The organism is Shewanella sp. 5S214, assembly GCF_041439795.1.
Classification (GTDB): Bacteria; Pseudomonadota; Gammaproteobacteria; order Enterobacterales; family Shewanellaceae; genus Shewanella; species Shewanella vesiculosa.
This window is the reverse complement of record NZ_JBGOOV010000022.1, coordinates 66,084-86,973: the sequence shown is the minus strand read 5'-3', so window position 1 is coordinate 86,973 and position 20,890 is coordinate 66,084. Positions and strand designations below refer to the sequence as shown.

Genomic DNA, 20,890 nt, shown 5'->3' with positions numbered 1-20,890 from the left:
AATCGTTAAAACGCGTCGATTTTGATGCCGAAATACAGCGATTTAATGAAATCGTGTTAATCTTCACACTTGGATCAGTGCTAAAAGTCGACTTATTACATACAATAAAATCATCACTCGTTTTGTATTAAATATATTCAGCGACTTAGCTGAGCTGGTTTACCATAAGGTGTCTTTTACTGATGAAATTAACGGCTCAAACCCACATAGAGAAAATGGCATATGAGCTGCGAGATCATGCTCATGCCGTGATCAAAAATGTGCTGTTAATGTCTAATATTTCAACCTTATCACTCCAGCTAGCTATGCGTGAGCTGGCGCAACATAGTCGAGTCTCATTGCATTTTCATCCCGATCAAATAGATAACCGAGGTCTCACTGTCGTTGATGGTTTATTACGTGATGGCGTGTATAAAAGCCAGTTTGAAACCCACGTGTCTAATGGTCATTTATCACCCGAGTTAGGTGGGTCTCGTGACTATTGGGAAAACCAATTATTTGGGCACTGTTATTCTGGCATTAAGCATCGACCTAAATATGGTGCGTTAGATTTTGGTTTATGTCCGCTAGGCCCAGCACCTCGCTTTGGCAGCTGCTATTTAGTCACTCATCCTCAAGTCTTATCACGATGTACTTTTAGTTACATGGACTCTTATCGATTGCCTAAAGAAAAGGGCACCATAAAGTGCTTTGACGCGATTCTAGCGGCATTACTCAGCGAAAGTTTTGAGCGTCAATATGCCTTGGGGATTTCAGGGCTTAAGCCGAGTAAGCTGATTGACTATTTTAGTCAGCATTTGACTGATGACATGAGCCACCGTTTTGACAAGGTGCCAAGTGGGAATTTAGACCATTATATTGAAGCTCAAATTCACGGCACTGTATCGCTGGATCAAGATATTGCTATGCTAGTGGCGGATCCCTCCTTTAAAGGGACGGCCATTGGTGATTCATTGATTGCTTTGTGCCATGAATACGAAATTGAATTGTATTGGCATCAAGGGCGGCAAATCAATGTTGCGCAAGTACCCGATGATTTCCGTGGTGCTGCTATGCCTATTTTGGCTCAAAGCATTGCTGAAGATGAGTTAATTAATGCAGAAATTATTGGTCGCGCGGCCTATCAATTGCAAAAAAAACCAGCTTCGTGGAGTGAGCGTGGAGCACATTCAAAAAAGCGACAAGACCTAAAGTTACTTTGGCACGTATTAGTAAAATATGGCCAGAGTCGTGATCAATAGTCGTACTCAATAAAGGGGGTTACCCACAGTAACTTACCGTCACCATTTAGTCTTTTTGTTTGCTCGTAAGCCGTGTCATGTTATTGCTCATGCTTGTGATGAGCATAGTTATGTTGACTTGCAATCCATCGGACTCTTTTTAAACGATATACTTTATTGAATGGAATACGTTTTAGCCACAATGTCGCTAAATTTAATCTTTACATAAGCCTTTATTAGCAAAATGTGAATCAGATAACATTTACACTGCTTTAAGTGTTAACTCAGCGCCAGTACTGCGATACTGCGTGCTTAAAGTGGTCATCGATAACGCTACCGGAGTTTCATGGACAAGTCGTTAGAAAAGTCATTAGCCAAATGGCTCAAAAGTCAGCAATCCTCTTGTGGTATTTTCCTCAAATTATCTGTGTTGTGTGGCGTGCTAAATGGCATCGCAATAGTGGGGCAAGCCTTGTTTATTGCGCAAATTTTGCAGGGGGTGATTATTGATATGGTCGCTCCCGCAGCACTGAGTCGCGAGTTCTTTGCGCTTACCGCTTTGTTATTGATACGCGCATTGTTAGCACAAGTACGTGAACGGATAAGCTTTGAGGCCGGTAAACGTTTACGTGAAGACATACGCCAAGCCGTACTTAATAAGTTAGTTGCCTTAGGGCCAGTATTTATTAAAGGCAAACCTGCTGGAGCTTGGGCAACCTTAGTGTTTGAACAGGTTGAAGATTTACATGACTTTTATGCTAAATATCTACCGCAGATGATGTTAGCCGGGTTTATTCCTTTATTGATATTAGTGTGCGTGTTTCCGCTAAATTGGGCCGCGGGGATCATTTTGTTGGCTACCGCGCCATTAATTCCGCTGTTTATGATTTTAGTTGGCATGGGGGCGGCTGATGCCAATCGTAAAAATATGCAGGCGTTGTCGCGTTTAAGTGGCTACTTTATGGATCGATTAAAAGGGCTGCAAACCTTAAAGCTGTTTAATCGTGGTGAGGCTGAGTTAGTTAATATTGAACACGCCTCGGAAGATTTTCGAGCTAGAACGATGTCGGTATTACGCTTGGCTTTTCTTAGTTCAGCGGTTTTAGAGTTCTTTGCTGCGGTGTCGATTGCGGTATTGGCGGTGTATTTTGGCTTTAGTTATTTAGACCATTTAGATTTTGGTCATTATGGCGTACCCATTAGTTTATTTACCGGTATGTTTGTGCTCATTTTAGCGCCAGAGTTTTATCAACCACTGCGTGATTTAGGCACTCATTATCATGCCAAAGCTCAAGCCATAGGTGCTGCTGAAGCGCTGGTCGAGTTGCTTGATTATCAAGTCAGTACACCTACTAATGTCGAATCTACCTCAGAAACTATGGCTTTTTCTGCTAGCAGTATCAGTATTCAAGCTATTGGCGTTGAAGTGTATAGCCTAGACGGCCAGCGTTTAGCTGGGCCGATATCCTTTACGTTACCAGCAGGTGAGCAGTGGGCGATAGTTGGCCCCAGTGGCGCAGGCAAAACCAGTTTGCTTAATGCCTTACTAGGCTTTTTACCTTATCAAGGCTCATTACTGATTAATGGTCATGAGTTATCACAGCTTAATGTGGCGCAATGGCGTCAACATCTGGCTTGGTTAGGCCAAGACCCGCAATTATTTCATGGCACTGTGAGAGAAAACGTTGCTTTGGCCAACCCACAATTGAACGATGAACAGATTATGGCGTTGCTTGAACAGGCCAATATCAGCGAGTTTGTTATCCAACATCCATTAGGGCTCGATTTAGTTATTAGTGATCAAAGTGCTGGCGTATCGGTAGGCCAAGCGCAGCGTTTTGCTTTAGCTCGGGCGTTAGCGCAGCCAGCAAAGTTATTTTTATTAGATGAACCCACAGCAAGTTTAGATACTCAAAGTGAGCAATCGGTGCTGGCCGCCTTAAACACCGCGATGCAGTCGGTAACGGCATTAACTGTGACCCATAAATTAGACGATTTACACAGTATGAATTGTGTTTTGGTGATGGAAAAAGGATGCGTTGTGCAACAAGGCCATGTTAATGATTTACAACAGGTTGACGGCTTATTGTCGCAAATGATTAATCAACAACAGGAGGTGTGCTAATGTCGCAACCCGTTGACGCCACCCCGCGCAGTATTATCCAAGTATTACGCCCTTTTGTTGCTTTGTTTCGCCGCCAGTGGTTGATGATGTTAGTCGGACTGTTACTCACATTTATCACTTTACTGACGGGGATTGGTTTATTGTCATTATCTGGCTGGTTTTTATCTGCCAGTGCTGTAGCGGGGTTGACGGTAGTAACCGCGCAAACGTTTAACTTTTTTACTCCTGCCGGAGGGGTGCGATTTTTCTCTATCGCCCGCACGGCAAGCCGTTATGGTGAGCGCTTAGCCACCCATGAAGCAACCTTTAAATTGTTGACCCAATTGCGTGTTTGGGCATGGAATAAATTGTTGCCTTTGAGTGCGGCTAACTTACAAGGTTTACGCCGCGGAGATTTACTCAATCGTTTAGTGGCGGATATTGATACCTTAGATCACCTCTATTTACGCCTGCTCACTCCAATGGCCGCGTCCTTGATGATGATTGGCACTTTGTTGGTATTTCTTGGATGGTTTGATAGCCATTTAGCCTTAAGTTTATGTGCTTTATTACTGGCCGCTTGGCTTATCTTACCTCTGGTATTTTATTATTTAGGTAAGGCACCAGGACAAGTACTAATGCAGGCACAAAGGCAATATCGAATAGAGTTGCTTGATGTTATTCAGGGGCAAGCTGAGCTAAGTATATTTGGCGCTAATCAGCGCTATTTGGCTAAGCTTGAGCAAGCACAGCACAGTTTATTTAGCCAGCAAACGACGATGGCCAATATCACTGGCTTAAGCCAAGCGTTATTGATATTAATCAATGGCACTGCCGTTGTGCTTATGTTGTATTTTGCCGGTCAAGGTGTGGGTGAGCTCTCGCCTCCAGGACCTTTGATGGCGCTTATGGTATTTGCCACTATGGCTAGCCTTGAAATGATGATGCCGATAGCGGGTGCATTTCAACATTTATCAAGCACAGTACTTGCCGCGCGACGGGTGACTGAAATTACCGAGCAAACACCGAGTGTAGTATTTAATCTTAATAGTGATTTGCAAGCCTATCATGGGGCCTTGCAGATCACTGATATTCACTTTGGTTATCATAGCCATTCTCCGGTGTTGCAAGGCTTAGATTTGACCATTCATGCCGGTGAGAAAGTTGCTATTTTGGGGCCTACAGGGTGTGGTAAATCAAGTTTATTGGGATTGATTACCCGTGATTGGGCGGCGCAGCAGGGAGCGATTACGCTTGATGGTCAACCAATAAGTGACTATAGCGATATTAATTTACGGGCAGCAATGACTGTTGTAAGCCAACGTATTTATCTGTTTTCCGGGACCTTACGTGACAATTTAGCTTTGGCGTTGCCGTACTTACAAGGCGAAGCCAAAAAAGCCCATGATCAACGTTTTATTGAAGTATTAGATAAAGTGGGCCTGCAAACCTTGTTGCAAGGTGATACACCATTAGATTGCTGGATAGGTGAAGGCGGCCGGCAATTATCCGGTGGCGAACAGCGCAGAATTGGCGTAGCTCGAGCACTATTACGTGATGCACCTTTGTTACTGCTAGATGAGCCGACAGAAGGACTTGATAAGCGAACTGAGCGTGAGATTCTTAAAGTGTTACTCGATTTTGCTCAGCACAAAACGCTATTAATGATCAGCCATCGTTTAACGGCTTTAGAGCAAATGGATGCCGTGTACCTGTTAGAACAAGGCCGATTGATACGGCAATCTAACTGATTCATGTAAGGTTATTGTTGGGCTTAAATGTTATCCGGCATTCACTATGCTCTTTCATTTTACAGGTGTTTTGCGCGGATATGTTAAGGGAATACCTTAATTGACCATAGATTTAAGGTGAGTATTTGTGCCTAGGATAGTGGCCACCAAGCCGCGTGACCAAGTTTGAATGTACAAACCATTTTGACATTAAAATTACATAAATTGTTTTATCCTGAATGATAAATTGACCGGGTTCACATTTTTGCTATTCAGTTATGTTTCAAAATTACAGTCCTCGCCCGGAGTGTGATCTTAGTTACTATATTAGTAGTTGCAAACATATAACATTAGCTATCGAATATTTTTAGATGGTGAATGTGATGGCTGGTGTTACCAATCCAGTAATAACTATTAAGCGCGGACTTGATATCCCGATTGCTGGAGAACCGCTGCAGCAAATCGATGACGCCCCTAAAACGACCCAAGTTGCGTTAATTGGTGAGGAATATGTGGGTTTAAAACCAACAATGTTGGTTGAAGTCGGCGATAAGGTCGTCAAAGGCCAAGTGCTGTTTGAAGACAAGAAAACCCCTGGCGTATTATTTACCGCGCCTGCAAGCGGAGTTGTTTGCGCGATTAATCGCGGAGACCGTCGCGTGCTGCAGTCGGTGGTGATTGATTGCGATGCTAAGCAAGATCCTGCCATTATTCTTGGATCAGTAGATATTCATGCGCTATCAAATCAAACCGTTAAAGACGGTTTAGTTCGTAGTGGTTTATGGACCGCGTTGCGGACACGTCCTTTTTCTCGCGTACCTCAATTAGATGTCGCTCCTGCTGGTATATTTGTTACCGCTGTTGATACAAATCCTCTGGCGCCAGACCCACGGGTCATCATTGCCACTCAAGCACAGGCTTTTCAAGCTGGATTATTTGCCTTAACGTTTTTGACAAGCGGTCAAGTGTATTTATGCCAAGACGATGGTGTCTCGTTATTAACTGATGCAGCTAGCGAATACGACTTATCAAAAGTGAGTGTGCACCGCTTTAACGGCGTACATCCGGCCGGATTGGTCGGCACCCACATTCATTATTTGTTACCCGCCAGTATTGAACGCCAAGTATGGCATGTGGGTTATCAAGACGTGATCGCCTTTGGAAAACTGTTTTTAACTGGCGAGCTGTATACCGATCGCATCGTGGCATTAGCTGGCCCTAACGTGTTAAAACCACGACTATTGCGCACCCAAATGGGCGCCAAACTCAGTGAATGGGTTACAGATGAAATTAATCAACAACAATCACGGATAGTGTCGGGTTCAGTGTTGTCTGGCCATACCGCGGTAGACGTTTATGATTATCTTGGCCGATTCCATAATCAAATCAGTGTATTGACTGAAAATGAACGTCAAGAATTGTTGCCTTGGGTTCGCCATGATAGCAGTAAGTTTTCCCTTACCGGCATCATGATGTCAGGTTTTAGTCATACCAAAAAACTCTTCGATTTTACCACCCATGCTGGTGGGTCTCCGCGCGCAATGATGGCCTATGGCCAACTCGCCCGCGTAATGCCATTAGATATTTTACCCATCTTATTAGTACGCGATTTAGTGGTGCGAGATACCGATGAAGCGCAATTGCTTGGCGCATTAGAACTCGACGAAGAAGACTTAGCCTTGTGTACCTTTGTGTGCCCAGGAAAATATGACTTTGGCAAAGAACTTCGTGCTTGCCTAGATATTATCGAGAGGGAAGGTTAATGAGTCAGCAACAGAAAAAGCCCAGCAAACAAGACAGCTATTACGCTCATGGCGACTCGATGCGCAGCTATTTACGCTCATTGTGGATCGCCAATGGCCGCAGCACCAAAGGTGATGTACATATTCGTGATGCTATTGATGTTAAACGCACTATGCACATTGTGGGCATGTGTTTATTCCCTGCCATGTTAGTGGGTATGTACAACATTGGCCTGCAAGCTCAAATGGCTATTATTGCCGGGGCAACACAGCCGGATGTATGGCAACTTGCCTTTTATAACTTATTGTTCGGCCCACTCACAGAAAGCGCAGGCTTGATCAGTTTGTTCGCCTATGGTGCCAGTTTTTATGTGCCATTTTACTTAACGGCGTTGGTGGTCAGTTTGATGTGGGAAGTGGTGTTTGCCAAAGTGCGCCGCCAAGAACTGCACGAAGGCTTCTTTATCACCGCGTTATTGTTCTCACTCATTTTACCGATATCAACACCTTTATGGATTGTGGCTTTAGGTCTTAGTTTTGGGGTGATCGTGGCCAAAGAAATGTTTGGTGGCATGGGGTATAACTTTTTAAACCCTGCGTTAGCAGGCTATGCGTTTATTTATTTTGCATATCCAACAGAGGTGGTGGCGTTAGGTCAGTTTGTGGCCGTTGATGGCTTTTCTGGAGCCACCACATTAACCCTTACCGCGGCAAAAAAATTAAGCTTTATCGATGTGAGTTGGTTTAGTGTGTTGACCGACACTAGCTGGTGGAATGCCTTTTTAGGCTTTACTCCAGGTGCGGTTGGTGAAACCAGTACCTTAGCCATTTTAATTGGTGGCGGTATTTTATTGCTGACTCGCGTAGCTGATTGGCGTGTGGTAGCTGGTGTGATGCTGGGAATGATCATTACCGTGGTGTTGTTTAACTATTTTGGTTCTAGCCGAAATCCGATGGCGGCAATGCCGTGGACATGGCACTTAGTCACTGGTGGTTTTGCATTGGGAATGATGTTTATGGCCACCGATCCAGTAACGGCATCATATACCCGTAAAGCCAAGTTTGCTTATGGTTTTATGATTGGTTTTATGACCATTATTATTCGCTTACTGAATACAAAAATGCCCGAGGGCATTATGTTGGCTATTTTGTTTACTAATTTATGGGCACCGTTATTCGACTACTTAGTTGCACGAGCCAATATTAAACGGAGACTAAAACGTCATGGCCTTTAAGAAAGATAGCATCGCTGGAACAATGGTTTTTATTATCATTTTAAGCCTAGTTTGCTCATTTATGATCACAGGTACCGTTGAGATCTTAAAAGAGCGTAAGTTGGCTAAAAAGCGTGAAGAAGTGCAGCAGTTTGTGTTAAAGGCAGCAGATATCGACATTAGCCAAGGTGACTTTAGTGAGTTATTTGCTCAACGAGTGAAACCTAAGATGGTTAACTTAGCGACCGGCAAGGTCACTGAAAAAGCCAATTTACTAGATTTTGACGAACGCATGGCATCGATTAACCCAGAAACGTCTATCAAGCCGAAAAAGGATATCGCCAAAATTAAAACCATGGCGACTGACATTCGTATTTTTGAGGTGTATGACACTAATGGTCAACTTGCCAGCATTGTTATGCCGATTTATGGCAAAGGTTTATGGTCGATTATTTACGGTTATATGGCGATAAAACCCGACTTAAACACTATCGAAAATATCGTGTTTTATGAACATGGTGAAACCCCTGGTATTGCAGATTTCATTACCGACCCACAGTGGTTAGCTTTGTGGCAAGGTAAAAAGCTATTTGATGATAAAGGTAAAATTGCCATTAAAGTGATTAAAGGCGGCGCCAAAGACGGTGACATTCACGGTATTGATGGCGTAAGTGGTGCTACTCGTTCAGGTGTTGGCATTCAGCGCTTAGTCGAGTTTTGGTTTGGCGTAGAAGGATACCAAACCTATCTACACACGTTAGCTGCGGAGGGTAAGTAAATGAGTAATACCACTTCAACTCGCGAGATCCTGACATCACCTATTTTTGCTAATAATCCAGTGGCAATGCAGGTATTAGGTGTCTGTTCGGCTTTAGCGGTCAGTAATTCGATGCAAACCGCATTCGTCATGACACTTGCTGTGACCTTTGTGTTGGTATTTTCTAACTTGATTATCTCCAGTATCCGCAATTTTATTCCTAATAGTGTACGGATCATTGCGCAAATGACGGTGATTGCCTCGTTGGTGATTATTGTCGATATGGTGTTACAAGATGTGGCGTATGAATTGTCAAAACAGCTGTCGGTGTTTGTCAGTTTGATCATCACTAACTGTATCATTATGGGCCGCGCAGAAGCCTTTGCCATGAAACATCCTCCTCACTTAGCCGTATTTGATGCCTTGGGCAATGCCTTGGGTTATGGCTTAATTTTAATGGGAGTAGCGTTTATTCGTGAGCTTCTGGGTCGTGGCAGTTTGTTTGGTCACAGCATATTTACCACTATTGAAAATGGCGGTTGGTATCTTGCCAATGAGATGTTCACTTTACCACCCAGCGCGTTCTTTTTAATTGGCGTGATGATTTGGGTCATTAAAATCATTCAGCGTAAGCGCGGATAAGGAAACAGCATGGAACACTATCTTAATTTATTTATCCAAGCGGCGTTTATCGACAATATGGCGCTGTCATTTTTCTTGGGTATGTGCACTTTTTTAGCCGTGTCGAAAAAGGTTTCTACTGCATTTGGTTTAGGCGTTGCAGTGATTGTGGTCATGGTGCTGGCAGTGCCATTAAACCAAATTATCTACGTCAATATCTTAGCTCCAGGCGCATTAGCTTGGGCTGGGTTTCCTGAGCTGAATTTAAGCTATTTACAGTTGATTACCTTTATTGGGGTAATCGCTGCGTTAGTGCAAATTTTAGAAATGTTTTTAGACCGTTATATTCCAACGTTATATCAGTCATTGGGGATCTTTTTGCCGTTATTAACGGTGAATTGTGCCATTTTCGCAGGGGTCATTTTTATGGCTAACCGTGACTATAACTTTACTGAGTCTGTGGTATTTGCGGCGGGTTCAGCTGTGGGTTGGGCGATGGCGATTGTGTTATTAGCGGGATTGCGTGAGCGCATGAAGTTTCATGCTATTCCTGATGGGTTACAAGGTATTGGTATCACCTTTATTACCACCGGCTTGATGGCTCTGGGCTTTATGTCATTTGCGGGCATTACGTTATAACGCAGTAAAGAGAAGGGTTATTTAATGGAAATGGCAATAGGTATTGGCATGTTTACCATAGTGGTAAGTTTGCTAGTGGTGGTAATTTTAGCTGCCAAAAGTAAGTTAGTGAACACTGATGATATTACTATCAGCATTAATGGTGATGCCAGCAAAAGTGTACGAACTCCTGCGGGTGACAAGCTATTGGGCGCATTATCTGGGCAGAATATTTTTATTCCATCGGCTTGCGGTGGTGGTGGTACTTGTGGCCAATGCCGCGTGAAAGTTAAATCAGGCGGTGGTGATATTTTAGCAACTGAACTTGATCATATTACTAAAAAAGAAGCCAAAGATGGTTGCCGATTGGCTTGCCAAGTCACAGTGCGAACCGACATGGATCTTGAGGTTGATGAAGAAATTTTTGGGGTTAAAAAATGGCAATGTGAGGTTATTTCAAATAATAACCAAGCGACATTTATTAAAGAACTGTTATTAAAAATCCCCGACGGTGAAGAGGTATTATTTAAAGCAGGTGGCTACATTCAAATTGAAGCACCGGCTCATGAAGTCCGTTATGCCGATTTTGATATTCCAGAGGAGTATCGTGGTGACTGGGTTAAATACGGTTTGTTTGATTTAGTGTCAACTGTGGATGAAGACGTATTACGGGCTTATTCAATGGCCAATTACCCCGATGAAAAGGGGATGATTATGCTAAACGTGCGTATTGCAACGCCGCCTAAAGCAGGTATGGCACCAGGTAAAATGTCGTCGTATATTTTTAATTTAAAAGCGGGCGATAAGGTGACCATTTCTGGCCCATTTGGTGAGTTTTTTGTCAAAGAAACCGATGCTGAAATGGTGTTTGTTGGAGGTGGTGCAGGTATGGCACCGATGCGGTCGCATATTTTTAATCAGCTAAAAAGTGTCAAAACCAAGCGCAAAATGAGCTTTTGGTATGGTGCTCGTTCAACTCGTGAAGTGTTCTATCAGCAAGATTTTGATCAACTAGCCGCTGAAAACGACAACTTTGTATGGCATGTTGCTTTGTCTGATCCACTTCCTGAAGATAACTGGACGGGTTATACCGGCTTTATTCATAATGTGTTATTCGAAAACTACTTAAAGCAGCATAAAGCGCCAGAAGACTGCGAATTTTATATGTGTGGCCCTCCGATTATGAATGCATCAGTGATAGCCATGCTAGAAAGTTTAGGGGTTGAGTCGGAAAATATCTTACTTGATGACTTTGGCGATTAGTTGTTGTGTGATGAGTGCCTTATGGGGCAATCTTGTGCAGATTTGTGGCGTAAAAGACTGGTTTAAAACCCACTCGTTAATCACCCACTCGTTAATCACCCACTCGTTAATAATCAACTCGTTAGTCACAGAGTACTCATATTAACGCGCTAATAAAAATCCCCATACTGTTTTAACAGTTTGGGGATTTTTAGTCATAAAGGTAAACAAAGGATTATCGTTCAGAACATGCTAAACGCATCACCTCGGCTTTGCTAAAACTAAGTACGTTACCGTTTTGTTCAGTAAGCAGTAAATTTTCGCGAGCATAACGCTTAATCGTAGTAGGGCTTTTGTCGAGTATTTCACAGACTTCATTTAAGGTTAAATCGTTATCATCACTCATGCTCATTCTCCTTACGTTATGGTTATCTTTACCCGTTACGTTATTAACATTGAACAACATGTGTATTAACTTGTCATAAACGTACCTAGTTGTCGAGAGTAGTCTTAATAACGATGCATCATGGCATTATTGATGATCTGAGTCGCAGGGGCGACCTGAGGCTTTAACGCGACCTGATACATCGACTCTGCGACCATTTGCGCATCAATGGGTTGATATTGACGAAGAGGTCCGATAAATAAAAATGATAGGCCACCAAAAATTGTTTGGCCAATATCTTCCAGTAAACGCCTATTCGTTCGCGGTCCTAATAATAAGCTCGGTTGAAAAATATTCAGAACGGGTAAAGATAATGCCTTCAGTGCTTGCTCGACTTCACCTTTAATTCGATTATAAAACACAGTTGATTTAGCATCCGCGCCCAATGCGGTTACCACCATAAATTTAAGCGCAGGATTCGCTTGTGCTTGGCAGAGTTTCGCAAACGCTACGACGGCTAATTTATCGACTTGTATAAAGGCCTCTTCACTGCCAGCTTGTTTGATTGTGGTGCCCAAACAGCAAAATGCATGATCAACTTTTTCGTCCAAGGTAAGCTCATGTAACTCATCAAGTTGGCAGCCAATAAACTGCACCTTTTGTTCACCAAATTGGTGTTCTACTAAATTAGGTTCCGAACGGCCAATGACCAAGACTTTACTGTACTGTTCACTTTCAATGATGCGAGTTAACAAGGCATTACCTACTAACCCCGTCGCACCTATAATTGCTGCAATCATATAATCCTTTAGAAAGCTAAACACACTGGCTAAACTCTAATCTGTCGTCTTAACGGTTTCAATAAGAATATTTTAATCGTTATTATTGTTCGGTTTGCTCACACAATATTAGCCCCCTAAAGGTGAGCGTTGACTCGAGAGGGTTAAGATTTTTAGCCTATTTAGCTGCACGACAAAATCTAGATTGATTTTATGGGTGAGATGCTTGGAGGGCTATTTGTCTGGGGCGGAGCACTGATTGTGCCTAAGTGCGGTTATTTAGATGGCCTTGAGATAACCCATGGCATAATGAGTCGATAAAAAAAGCGCCCAAAGGCGCTTATATAAGCAAACATCTCACTCAATTAAATCACATCAGTCATATAACGATGGGGTATCTTCGGTTGGACGAGTTTTAAAACGACGATGTAGCCACATATATTGAGCTTTATTGCGGCTAATCAGCTGTTCAACAATCTGGTTACCACGAATTGCGTCGTCTGTTTCATTGTCGCCAGGAAAATTATCTAAAGGCGGCATGATTTCAAGGGTATAGCCTTTATCATCGCTATTACGTTCAACAAAAAAAGGCACTACATTGGCTTTACCGAGTCTTGCCAGTGATGTTGCACCTGTAATTGTGGCGGCATCGGGTACGCCAAAAAAGGGGATAAATACGGCGCTCGAACGACCAAAATCTTGATCGGCGGTGTACCAAATAACATCAGGACTGCGCAAACTGCGGATCATTTGCCGAACGTCACGTTTAGGCACTAAGCCTTTGTTTGAACGTAAGCGACCTTTAACTTGTAAGTATTCCATCACCGGATTGTTATGTGGACGATACACGCCAATTCCCGGGGCAAACTGGCCAAATATTCGCGCGCCCATTTCAAGTGGTAAACAATGCACTGCAAATAAAATCACCCCTTTGCCATTGTCTAAACTTTGGCTAACATGCTCAGTGCCTTTAATGGTCATGTGTTGTTGCACGCGTTCGTTTGACCACCACCAAGCGTTAATGGTGTCAAATACCGCTTTACCGGTTTCTTCAAAAGTCCGTTCAAGCAGTTGCTGTTTGTCAGCATCGCTCATATCTGGAAAGCATAAATCGATATTACGCTTAGCAGTGTGGGTTCTTCCGGCCGCCACTTTCATGACTAATCGACCAATACCACGGCCGATTTTCATTTGCCAAGACAGAGGTAATAGCAAAGTTAAACGCATTAAACCGACGCCAAACCATATAGGCCAGTGTTTAGGATGATATAAATCAGAAGAAAATTCGGCTTTCTCGACCACGGACAACTCGTCTAGTTCACAAAAATTATTTGTTATTCTACCTCATATTTTGATGAAAATTAGGTACAATCACGGTTAAATTTTACAAGACAGCGAATACACCATGAAGGTTTCTCTCCCAGCTTTTGAAAATGCGCGCGTTTTAGTGATCGGCGATGTGATGTTAGATCGCTATTGGGTAGGCCCTACGGGACGCATTTCCCCCGAAGCCCCTGTACCTGTTGTTAAAATTAATCAAATTGAAGATAGACCCGGCGGCGCCGCCAACGTGGCATTAAACATTGCGACATTAGGTGGACATGTCCAGTTAGCGGGCATTGTCGGTCAAGATGAAACCGCACAAGCATTAACCCAAGGGGTTAAAGTGTTTGGCGTTGAACCGCAGTGGTTAACGGTAGCAGACAAGCCGACGATTACTAAATTGCGGGTATTGTCACGTAATCAGCAGTTGATCCGCTTAGATTTTGAAGAGCAATTTGATAAAGCCACGAGCCAAGCATTATTCGCCCAAAGCGAAGCCATTTTAGATAATATTGACGTATTGGTGCTGTCAGATTACGCCAAAGGTGCTATCGATGAACCGAAAGAGTTTATCGCTAAAGCTCGTGCTAAAGGGGTAACCGTTTTAGTTGACCCTAAGGGACATGATTTTGCCCGTTATCATGGTGCATCATTAATAACCCCCAATATGAGTGAGTTTGAAGCGGTTGTTGGTAGCGTTACTAGCGAAGATGATTTAATCGAAAAAGCCCAAAAACTGATTAAGTTACACGATTTTGGCGCGATTTTAGTCACTCGTTCAGAAAAGGGGATGACGTTAGTGTCGCAAGACCAACCAGAATTGCACATCCCAACCGTTGCCCGTGAGGTTCACGATGTTACGGGGGCTGGTGATACGGTGATTTCTGCTTTAGCAACTTCGATTGCCGCAGGTGCAACTTTGGCGCAAGCTTGCGCGATTGCCAATACTGCCGCAGGTGTGGTTGTGGGTAAGTTAGGTACATCAACGGTAAGCCGTATTGAACTGATTCAGGCACTGGCGCTTAATCATGGCGAGTCTGGCTTTGGCGTAATGACTGAAGATCAATTAGCTTATGCCATGGATCAGGCCCGTTTACGCGGTGAGCGCATTGTCATGACCAATGGGTGTTTTGATATTCTCCATGCTGGCCATGTGAGCTATTTACAACAAGCCAAAGCCTTAGGCGATCGTCTTATCGTGGCAGTGAATGATGATAGCTCGGTAACACGCTTAAAAGGCCCTGGACGTCCGGTTAACCCTGTTGATCGTCGCATGGCTGTGTTGGCGGGACTCGCATCGGCAGATTGGGTTGTGCCATTCTCTGAAGATACACCACAACGGATTATTGCGCGCTTGTTACCCGATGCATTGGTTAAAGGTGGCGATTATAAAGTGGAAGACATTGCGGGCGGGGCGGAAGTCATTGCCGCTGGCGGTAAGGTTGAGGTGCTTGGATTTGAAGATGGGGTGTCCACTACTGCCATTATTCAAAATATTATGTCACAAAAGTAGTCGATGCTTAGATACTGGCAAGGGGCATTCCTCAAGTTATTAAGCTGTAGCCTTGCTTGCGCAATGTTATTGGTTTGTCACTTTGTTAATGCCGGCCAGTCAAGTATCAGTCAATCTGTGGCGATAGACCCTGTCATCACCACTCAGATCAGTGCAGTAGATAGTTTGGCGGATCAGACGATTCGCCAAGCTTATTTTACCCCCGTCGCCTCCAAACAAGCACTCGTGTGTTATTTACCTGCCCTTGAGCTGTGTGTCGGGTTACTGCCTGCTTCATTACAACAACAAACGGCTTTTTCTGTTGCCAATATTCGCCGCGCGATTGGGCGTAAAAGTGCGATGGTACTGGTTGCTGAACATGACACTCTAGCAGGGGTTATTGTGATTAATCGTGCTAGAGACATGCTCGAGCAGAGTGGCTCTATTGGTCTAGTCACTTATCAGTTGCCATTAGTAAAGCAAGCCCAATTAACCTTGTGGCATGAAATAGGTCATTTATATAATATTACCTTGCAAGGCACTATTTTACCTTCCTCTTTAAGCGAATATCAGCATGAGTGGCTAGCCGATTTGTACCTTCTGTGGCAGATTGCGCAGCATTATCATCAGCTCGATTTAGCTTGGCAGCAGTTTCATCGACGTAATCTGGCACTTATTAATGACAGCGGTAATTTGTCACATTGGAGTGCACCACAACTTCAAATAGTGCTCAGCCATTATAATGCCCAGCAATTGCTCGATTTTACTCGCTATGAAGATTTTATCACCGCAGTTTATCCATTAATGCCGCTATGGTCTACGCGTGACATGGGCGAGTTTTCTAGCTTAGTCCAACGTACTTTTAGCGCAGTTCAGTCTCTACCTGGGTATATATTTTGGCGTCAGCCCGAACTCATTCAAGTGTTGTCACCGACTTTGGATCGTTTAATGGGTAAGGCTGAATCCCAGCGATGGTTGAAAAATCAATTCTCAACGGTAAAGTAGTTTGTAAACGCTTATTGCGCCTATTTTTTACCGTATGCAGTTCATTCTATAGTGTTTTCTAATAACCTTTGATTTTAAAGAGGTAAATAAATCGTTATCGCGATAATGTTCTGTTTTATCCTGTCTATCTGGATATTGTACGGTTAAATATGTTGTAAATTTGCTAATTCATAGCAGAATTTTCTAGTTTGGTCTGGTAAGCTCTTGCACCAAAAATAATTAGAGAGACCAAGTTTATGGCCAAGCGTTCGCGAGTTGAAACTGAGTTAACCGTTAACCAAATTTTAGATGAAGCCTTTAAACAAATACTCACGATTGGTTTTGAGGCGATGTCGTATACCACGTTGTCTGCTGCCACCGGGATCAGTCGTACGGGTATTAGTCATCACTTTCCTCGTAAAACAGAATTCCTAGTGCGTTTAGATCAACGTATTGGGCAGTTTTTTATTGAAGGACTCGATTTCTCTTCGCTAGAGGTATTAGAGCAATCATGGGGAGAAGTGATGCAACAACCTGATCGAAAAGCAGTTTTACAACTGTTTTTCAGTTTATGTGCCAGTACTGATCAAAACATCAAAAAGCTAAATTCGCTTAATGTTGTGAGTGAGGTTGCTATGAGTCATTTTGCTGAGAAAGGACGCCAATGCGTTGAACAACTTATCGGCAGTAGTGCATTGGTTTTATTGCAAGATGGCAGCGTAGATTAACAATAAGTCATACACAATATTTGACTAAGTTGTTATATGCACCAAATGTTTGGCTATTTAAATTTTTACCCTGTTAGTAACAAATCGATGTTCAAATTGACATTATGATCAATACCGCATCGAAACAACCATCCCGTATTGGCATCTGAGCCTTCAATATACTGAATCGAGCAGATATCATTACGGTATGGTATTTCTTCTACGATGAAGTTACTGTTTATTTATGCCAGCTTCTGCTTTCGTATCTGTCACACATGTCTTGCGCTTTCTCGTCATCAAACTCACGTAATCCACTTAATACTAATGTTTTTACGCCGCTACCGATAACCTTGCCTTCGCTTTGCAGTTCAAAGGTAAGGGTAACATCACCACGCTTACCATCAATGACTAAGTTTTGCTTAACCAAATGCAAACTGATAGTACTGAAATCAAAGTTATCTAAATGAAAAGACATACTTTCATAAATGACTAATGGACGATCAGGGTTAATCATTACCTTGTATTGCTTCATCATTGGCACAAGTACATGAATAAAATTTAAGCCTGAAAAAGCCACATAGCTTTGAATGAATGCGGCCGTTTGTATATCGCATTTACACACTTCACCTTGACGTTGAATATGCAGATATTCTTTACCTTTGGTGTCACTAATACTAAATTTTTCGCCAACACTCTTATCAACGTGAAGTTCAACATTGTCACCTACCATGCCAGCAAACTTAAATTGCATATTTTGGCTTAAGCCATATTGGGTCAGCACGAGGGCAAACAATAAATCGCCCGGTACGCAAAAACGTTTAGCGCCCACATCATGGATAGGATTAAAATCGCCAGCGATTTTTTTTGCGAAGTCACTGGCTTGTTGAGCCGAAATAAATACGCTTTGATCTTGCTTGGTAAAATAAGGTGATAAAAACATAAACAATAATTCTTATTGGTCAGTTGCCTGCTGTCGCATATGGTATTTGTTACTCAACATTCAGTAACAAGAAAGCGAAAGCGTAGGGCAAACAAAGTAATTAATAAAATCAGTAGTTGAGCGAGAGTTTACTGTAAAACGCCAAATACACTCACCCGATGACTATGTCGATAGCCAGATTAGGCTAAGCATGGTAACGGTTTAAGATGGCTTTTAGTGACAGATAATAATGCATTTCCATATATATCAATTCCTTACCTATTTTGTCCAGTTAGGCTTTTGCGTTAAACTCATCTTTTAAGTCAGCAGCATATCCTAGTCGCATAAGATTGGCTTATTTAATTAACTTGCACGCTTAAGCGAATTGAGATTAATCATCCTCATGTTAAGGCTTAAGTTACCAAGGCTCGCTACTTTGAGAGTCGTATTTACCAAAATAAGAAGTTATGTTTGCCATCTTTTTTAATACTGTACATGGCTTTATCAGCCTGCTCGCAAACATTCGAAAAATGGTCTAACTCATCAAACAGACTGATACCAATACTGAGGCCAATTTTAATGGTTTCTCCCTCTAATTCTATGGGGTGTTGATAATGTGATAACAATGTTTTAGCCATGGTTGTTAATAATTCAACGTTATTGGAATGGGCTAAAATAACAAACTCATCACCACCAAATCGAGCCACATAGTGATGTTGAGACTGGGCGCTATCAGTAGTACTAAAAATCTGCTCACATACTTGGCAAATATGATCTGCTACATGGATTAATATGCTATCGCCATATCTGTGTCCTAAGCGATCATTAATCATCTTAAAACCGTCTAAATCGATGAAGCAAAGGGCGCCCTTATGGGGAGGGGTAGCTTTTCTTCCTTGCTCAAATACTTCGATGAGAGCATTTCGATTGAGGAGATGAGTTAACTGATCACGATGAGCTCGCTTAGCGAGGTCTTCCTCGTAACGTTTTTCTTTAGTGACATCAATATGGGTGCCCATAATGCGCAGCGGTTTACCGTCAATGTCATATTCAACAATACGGCCACGGTCAGAAACCCAAGAAACACTGCCATCTTTGTGTATCATCCGGTGCACGGCGTGATAGGTTTCGGCTTTACCTGCAACATGGTTGTCAAAGGCCTGGATAACCCAGTTTTTATCTTCAGGGTGGAGATTGTTTTTCCAGCTGTCGATATGGGCGGGTAGCTCTTCGCGAGTAAAACCGAGCAGGTGTCCCCATTGTTGATTAAAAATAGTTAAATTGCCTGTGGGAATATGTTGCTCCCACAAACATAAGCCAGTGCGATCAAGCGTGGCACTGAGTTGTTCGTTTACTCGTTTGTTCAATAGAGTAAGCCGATTATTTTCATACTCTAATTGCTTGATTTTTTGCTCTTGTTGCGCAAGTTCAAGCTGTAATTGAGTAATGACGTCCTGCGGTGTCATCAATAATCCTATAGAGTCTAATCGTTCTAGTTTAGCGGGTTCTTAAACAAAAAAATACCAGCAAGCTGCTGGTATTTTTGCATTAAAAGATAACCTTATAAGGCTTTAAGAATCGCCTCAACACTGTCCTTAGCATCACCAAACAACATTTGCGTATTGTCTTTGAAGAACAATGGATTTTGTACACCGGCATAACCCGTATTCATTGAACGTTTAAAGCCAATGACATTTTGTGCTTTCCATACTTCTAATACTGGCATGCCCGCGATAGGGCTAGTTGGATCTTCCATCGCTGCGGGGTTAACCGTATCGTTGGCACCTATGACTAGCACGGTATCAGTACTGCTAAAGTCTTCGTTGATTTCGTCCATTTCCAGCACTATGTCATAAGGCACTTTAGCTTCTGCAAGAAGTACGTTCATATGACCAGGTAAACGACCTGCGACAGGGTGAATACCAAAGCGCACTTTTATACCTAACGCTCGCAGCTTTTTAGTGATTTCAGCGACAGGGTACTGAGCTTGAGCCACTGCCATGCCATAGCCAGGGGTGATAACGACGGTATCAGATGCTTTTAGCATATCAGCGACATCTTCAGCGGTTGTTTCACGGTATTCGCCAACAGTGTCATCGCCTGAAGAGGCAACACTGTCATTACCAAAACCACCGGCAATAACTGAAATAAACGAGCGGTTCATTGCTTTACACATAATGTAAGACAGAATTGCACCCGATGAGCCCACAAGTGCACCGACGACAATCAGTAAGTCATTTGATAGCATGAAACCGGCCGCTGCTGCTGCCCAACCTGAATATGAGTTCAGCATAGACACCACAACAGGCATGTCTGCACCGCCAATTGATGCGACTAAATGCCAGCCAAATGCGAATGCAATTAATGTCATCAGAATCAGTGGTGTGATTGCACCGCCAGCTTGAACAAATAGCACCATCAGAATAAACGACACCACAACAGCCAATAAATTTAATTTATGACGATGCGGCAGCATTAACGCTTTTGATGACACCAAACCACGTAGCTTAGCAAAAGCCACAATCGAACCGGTGAAGGTGACTGCACCAATAAAGATACCTAAAAACACTTCGACCAAGTGAATGTTAAGCATGGCGCCGGTTAAATGCTGTGTTTGTTGAGCTTGACTTGCTTGGGCAAATGCCGCTTTTGCGGTTTCGAGCGTAGTATTGAGATCTTGCCCCATAACGACGACAATTTCCGACACTTCATGTGGCTGAATATCAATAAAGCTATTAAAGCCAACTAATACTGCTGCTAAGCCCACAAAGCTGTGCAAAATAGCCACTAGCTCTGGCATTTCAGTCATTTCAACTTTTAATGCTAAGCGAATACCAATCGATCCACCAATAACCATGGCAAGAATAATCCATTCTACGCCACTTGTAGCAGGATTGAGGATGGTGGCAATGAGTGCAATCGCCATCCCGATAATGCCAAATAAATTACCATTCTTGGCGGTTTCTTGTTTTGATAATCCAGCTAAGCTGAGAATAAAAAACACCGCGGCAATGATATAAGATGCTGTAACCAGTCCTTGAGACACGATATGA

At 42.9% G+C, this 20,890-nt stretch carries 18 protein-coding genes; 12 read left to right on the top strand and 6 right to left on the bottom strand.

What is annotated here, in order from left to right:
• The first annotated feature begins 182 nt into the window (after positions 1 to 182).
• The 9 genes from ACED29_RS14980 to nqrF all read left to right on the top strand — a co-directional run bounded on the left by ACED29_RS14980 (position 183) and on the right by nqrF (position 11,269).
• Positions 183 to 1,241, top strand: coding sequence for a DUF3626 domain-containing protein (locus tag ACED29_RS14980; protein ID WP_371697987.1), 1,059 nt, complete (start codon positions 183 to 185; stop codon positions 1,239 to 1,241).
• 325 nt (positions 1,242 to 1,566) lie between these two features.
• A complete protein-coding gene (gene cydD / locus ACED29_RS14975) occupies positions 1,567 to 3,345 on the top strand; it encodes a cysteine/glutathione ABC transporter permease/ATP-binding protein CydD (protein WP_371697986.1) in 1,779 nt (592 codons plus the stop codon).
• Between the two features lie 35 nt (positions 3,346 to 3,380).
• Positions 3,381 to 5,075, top strand: coding sequence for a cysteine/glutathione ABC transporter ATP-binding protein/permease CydC (gene cydC, locus ACED29_RS14970; RefSeq protein ID WP_371697994.1), 1,695 nt, complete (start codon positions 3,381 to 3,383; stop codon positions 5,073 to 5,075).
• A 362-nt stretch (positions 5,076 to 5,437) separates the two neighbouring features.
• On the top strand, positions 5,438 to 6,817 hold the full coding sequence (locus ACED29_RS14965) for a Na(+)-translocating NADH-quinone reductase subunit A (protein WP_371697985.1): 1,380 nt from the start codon (positions 5,438 to 5,440) through the stop codon (positions 6,815 to 6,817).
• Positions 6,817 to 8,031 (top strand): NADH:ubiquinone reductase (Na(+)-transporting) subunit B, encoded by a 1,215-nt coding sequence (locus tag ACED29_RS14960; protein ID WP_371697984.1) that lies wholly within the window; start codon positions 6,817 to 6,819, stop codon positions 8,029 to 8,031. The genes ACED29_RS14965 and ACED29_RS14960 overlap by 1 nt, the downstream gene beginning before the upstream one ends.
• Complete coding sequence (locus ACED29_RS14955) at positions 8,021 to 8,788, top strand: Na(+)-translocating NADH-quinone reductase subunit C (RefSeq protein ID WP_182722607.1); 768 nt, start codon at positions 8,021 to 8,023, stop codon at positions 8,786 to 8,788. Before ACED29_RS14960 ends, ACED29_RS14955 begins: the two co-directional genes overlap by 11 nt.
• A complete protein-coding gene (locus ACED29_RS14950; RefSeq protein WP_124015413.1) occupies positions 8,789 to 9,409 on the top strand; it encodes an NADH:ubiquinone reductase (Na(+)-transporting) subunit D in 621 nt (206 codons plus the stop codon). It abuts the gene before it with no gap.
• A 9-nt stretch (positions 9,410 to 9,418) separates the two neighbouring features.
• Positions 9,419 to 10,027, top strand: coding sequence for an NADH:ubiquinone reductase (Na(+)-transporting) subunit E (gene nqrE, locus ACED29_RS14945; protein WP_124015414.1), 609 nt, complete (start codon positions 9,419 to 9,421; stop codon positions 10,025 to 10,027).
• 24 nt (positions 10,028 to 10,051) lie between these two features.
• Positions 10,052 to 11,269 (top strand): NADH:ubiquinone reductase (Na(+)-transporting) subunit F, encoded by a 1,218-nt coding sequence (gene nqrF / locus ACED29_RS14940; RefSeq protein ID WP_124015415.1) that lies wholly within the window; start codon positions 10,052 to 10,054, stop codon positions 11,267 to 11,269.
• A gap of 214 nt (positions 11,270 to 11,483) precedes the next feature.
• Here the strand turns inward: nqrF and ACED29_RS14935 are convergent, their stop codons facing one another.
• The 3 genes from ACED29_RS14935 to ACED29_RS14925 all read right to left on the bottom strand — a co-directional run bounded on the left by ACED29_RS14935 (position 11,484) and on the right by ACED29_RS14925 (position 13,714).
• A complete protein-coding gene (locus ACED29_RS14935) occupies positions 11,484 to 11,654 on the bottom strand; it encodes a helix-turn-helix domain-containing protein (protein ID WP_124015416.1) in 171 nt (56 codons plus the stop codon).
• 104 nt (positions 11,655 to 11,758) lie between these two features.
• On the bottom strand, positions 11,759 to 12,433 hold the full coding sequence (locus tag ACED29_RS14930; protein ID WP_124015417.1) for a nucleoside-diphosphate sugar epimerase: 675 nt from the start codon (positions 12,431 to 12,433) through the stop codon (positions 11,759 to 11,761).
• A gap of 354 nt (positions 12,434 to 12,787) precedes the next feature.
• Positions 12,788 to 13,714 carry an LpxL/LpxP family Kdo(2)-lipid IV(A) lauroyl/palmitoleoyl acyltransferase gene (locus ACED29_RS14925; protein WP_371697983.1) on the bottom strand — a complete coding sequence of 309 codons (927 nt, stop codon included), beginning with the start codon at positions 13,712 to 13,714 and terminating at the stop codon, positions 12,788 to 12,790.
• A gap of 103 nt (positions 13,715 to 13,817) precedes the next feature.
• On the opposite strand from ACED29_RS14925, the gene hldE reads away from it, so the two are divergent.
• From hldE to ACED29_RS14910, 3 genes are all read left to right on the top strand, one after another.
• Entirely contained in the window at positions 13,818 to 15,248 is a 1,431-nt protein-coding gene (hldE, locus tag ACED29_RS14920) for a bifunctional D-glycero-beta-D-manno-heptose-7-phosphate kinase/D-glycero-beta-D-manno-heptose 1-phosphate adenylyltransferase HldE (RefSeq protein ID WP_124015419.1), read from the top strand.
• A gap of 3 nt (positions 15,249 to 15,251) precedes the next feature.
• A complete protein-coding gene (locus ACED29_RS14915) occupies positions 15,252 to 16,232 on the top strand; it encodes a hypothetical protein (RefSeq protein WP_371697982.1) in 981 nt (326 codons plus the stop codon).
• 236 nt (positions 16,233 to 16,468) lie between these two features.
• On the top strand, positions 16,469 to 16,939 hold the full coding sequence (locus tag ACED29_RS14910) for a TetR/AcrR family transcriptional regulator (protein WP_182722613.1): 471 nt from the start codon (positions 16,469 to 16,471) through the stop codon (positions 16,937 to 16,939).
• Between the two features lie 217 nt (positions 16,940 to 17,156).
• Here ACED29_RS14910 and ACED29_RS14905 read toward each other — a convergent pair whose 3' ends face one another.
• The 3 genes from ACED29_RS14905 to pntB all read right to left on the bottom strand — a co-directional run bounded on the left by ACED29_RS14905 (position 17,157) and on the right by pntB (position 20,883).
• Positions 17,157 to 17,858, bottom strand: coding sequence for a DUF3581 domain-containing protein (locus tag ACED29_RS14905; protein WP_182722614.1), 702 nt, complete (start codon positions 17,856 to 17,858; stop codon positions 17,157 to 17,159).
• Positions 17,859 to 18,286: 428 nt separating this feature from the next.
• Positions 18,287 to 19,303, bottom strand: coding sequence for a diguanylate cyclase domain-containing protein (locus ACED29_RS14900; protein ID WP_371697981.1), 1,017 nt, complete (start codon positions 19,301 to 19,303; stop codon positions 18,287 to 18,289).
• Positions 19,304 to 19,398: 95 nt separating this feature from the next.
• A complete protein-coding gene (gene pntB, locus ACED29_RS14895) occupies positions 19,399 to 20,883 on the bottom strand; it encodes a Re/Si-specific NAD(P)(+) transhydrogenase subunit beta (RefSeq protein WP_124015424.1) in 1,485 nt (494 codons plus the stop codon).
• Positions 20,884 to 20,890: the final 7 nt, after the last annotated feature.

Excerpts from the sequence above, each read along its gene's own strand:
- ACED29_RS14955 (WP_182722607.1), top strand. The coding sequence starts at position 8,021 with ATGGCCTTTAAGAAAGATAGCATCGCTGGAACAATGGTTTTTATTATC.
- cydD (WP_371697986.1), top strand. The coding sequence starts at position 1,567 with ATGGACAAGTCGTTAGAAAAGTCATTAGCCAAATGGCTCAAAAGTCAG.
- ACED29_RS14910 (WP_182722613.1), top strand. The coding sequence starts at position 16,469 with ATGGCCAAGCGTTCGCGAGTTGAAACTGAGTTAACCGTTAACCAAATT.
- ACED29_RS14900 (WP_371697981.1), bottom strand. The coding sequence starts at position 19,303 with ATGACACCGCAGGACGTCATTACTCAATTACAGCTTGAACTTGCGCAA.
- ACED29_RS14905 (WP_182722614.1), bottom strand. The coding sequence starts at position 17,858 with ATGTTTTTATCACCTTATTTTACCAAGCAAGATCAAAGCGTATTTATT.
- ACED29_RS14930 (WP_124015417.1), bottom strand. The coding sequence starts at position 12,433 with ATGATTGCAGCAATTATAGGTGCGACGGGGTTAGTAGGTAATGCCTTG.
- ACED29_RS14965 (WP_371697985.1), top strand. The coding sequence starts at position 5,438 with ATGGCTGGTGTTACCAATCCAGTAATAACTATTAAGCGCGGACTTGAT.
- nqrF (WP_124015415.1), top strand. The coding sequence starts at position 10,052 with ATGGAAATGGCAATAGGTATTGGCATGTTTACCATAGTGGTAAGTTTG.
- nqrE (WP_124015414.1), top strand. The coding sequence starts at position 9,419 with ATGGAACACTATCTTAATTTATTTATCCAAGCGGCGTTTATCGACAAT.
- hldE (WP_124015419.1), top strand. The coding sequence starts at position 13,818 with ATGAAGGTTTCTCTCCCAGCTTTTGAAAATGCGCGCGTTTTAGTGATC.
- ACED29_RS14960 (WP_371697984.1), top strand. The coding sequence starts at position 6,817 with ATGAGTCAGCAACAGAAAAAGCCCAGCAAACAAGACAGCTATTACGCT.
- ACED29_RS14915 (WP_371697982.1), top strand. The coding sequence starts at position 15,252 with ATGCTTAGATACTGGCAAGGGGCATTCCTCAAGTTATTAAGCTGTAGC.
- ACED29_RS14980 (WP_371697987.1), top strand. The coding sequence starts at position 183 with ATGAAATTAACGGCTCAAACCCACATAGAGAAAATGGCATATGAGCTG.
- ACED29_RS14935 (WP_124015416.1), bottom strand. The coding sequence starts at position 11,654 with ATGAGTGATGATAACGATTTAACCTTAAATGAAGTCTGTGAAATACTC.
- ACED29_RS14950 (WP_124015413.1), top strand. The coding sequence starts at position 8,789 with ATGAGTAATACCACTTCAACTCGCGAGATCCTGACATCACCTATTTTT.